Origin of the sequence: Synechococcus sp. CCY9201 (assembly GCF_034931105.1) — a bacterium.
GTDB lineage: Bacteria > Cyanobacteriota > Cyanobacteriia > PCC-6307 > Cyanobiaceae > CBW1002.
This window is the reverse complement of sequence record NZ_JAYGIC010000093.1, coordinates 1-1030: the sequence shown is the minus strand read 5'-3', so window position 1 is coordinate 1030 and position 1030 is coordinate 1. Positions and strand designations below refer to the sequence as shown.

Below are 1030 nucleotides of genomic sequence, written 5' to 3'. Positions count from 1 at the left end.
CTTGATTACCCAGCTCGCTCCGTGCAGGCCATTTGTCCCGACTAGAGTGGTACGCAGATACTGTTCTGGCCATGGCGCGCAACGGCATCCAGTTCCAGAAGGGCCTGTCTCTGCCTGAGTTCCAGCGGCTCTACGGCACAGAGGAGCAATGTGAGGCTGCTCTGGAGAAGGCTCGCTGGCCGGATGGGTTCCGGTGCCCTCGCTGCAATGGGCATGAGCATGGCCTGGTTTACGGCCGACGACTCAAGCGCTACCAATGCCGCAACTGCGGCCATCAGACAACACTCACGGCCGGCACGATCCTGCAGGCCACCAAGCTCCCTCTGACAAACTGGTTCCTGGCCTTTTATCTGATCGGCCAGGCCAAGAACGGGATCTCCTCGCTGGAATTGAGTCGTCACCTGGGCGTCAACTACGACACCGCCTGGCTGCTTCACAACAAGATCCTGCGGGCGATGAGCGAACGGGAGGAGGAGTATCTGCTGCGGGGAAAGATTCAGATAGATGATGCCTACCTCGGCGGAGAACGCACTGGCGGCAAGGTGGGTCGCGGATCAGAAAACAAGATTCCGATCGTGGCAGCCGTCTCGTTGAACGAGTCCGGCCATCCGATCCACGCAAAGATCGCGCCGGTGAATAGCTTCAGTTCAGAGGCGATCGCTAACTGGTCCTTGAATAATCTGACTCCCGGTAGCGATGTACTCTCCGATGGCCTGGCCTGCTTCCGCGCCGTGACAACGGCCAACTGCCACCACAAGGCGAATGTCACCACCGGCAAGCACCCCAGCGACCTGCCGCAGTTCCGCTGGATCAACACCCTGCTGGGCAACCTAAAGACCAGCTTCAACGGCACCTTCCATGCCTTCAACTTTGACAAGTACGCCAAGCGCTACCTGGGCGGCTTCTGCTTCCGCTTCAATCGGCGCTTTGCCATGGCTGAGATGACCGAGCGCATCGCCAATGCAGTCTGCTGCTGCATGCCTTGCACGGAGCGGGATCTCAGGCTTGCGGAGGCTTATGGGTAATCAAG

At 59.3% G+C, this 1030-nt stretch carries 1 protein-coding gene; it reads left to right on the top strand.

Features of this window, described 5'->3' with window-relative positions:
• Positions 1–71: 71 nt before the first annotated feature.
• Positions 72–1025, top strand: coding sequence for an IS1595 family transposase (locus VB716_RS09135; protein WP_197156855.1), 954 nt, complete (start codon positions 72–74; stop codon positions 1023–1025).
• The last annotated feature ends 5 nt before the right edge of the window (positions 1026–1030 follow it).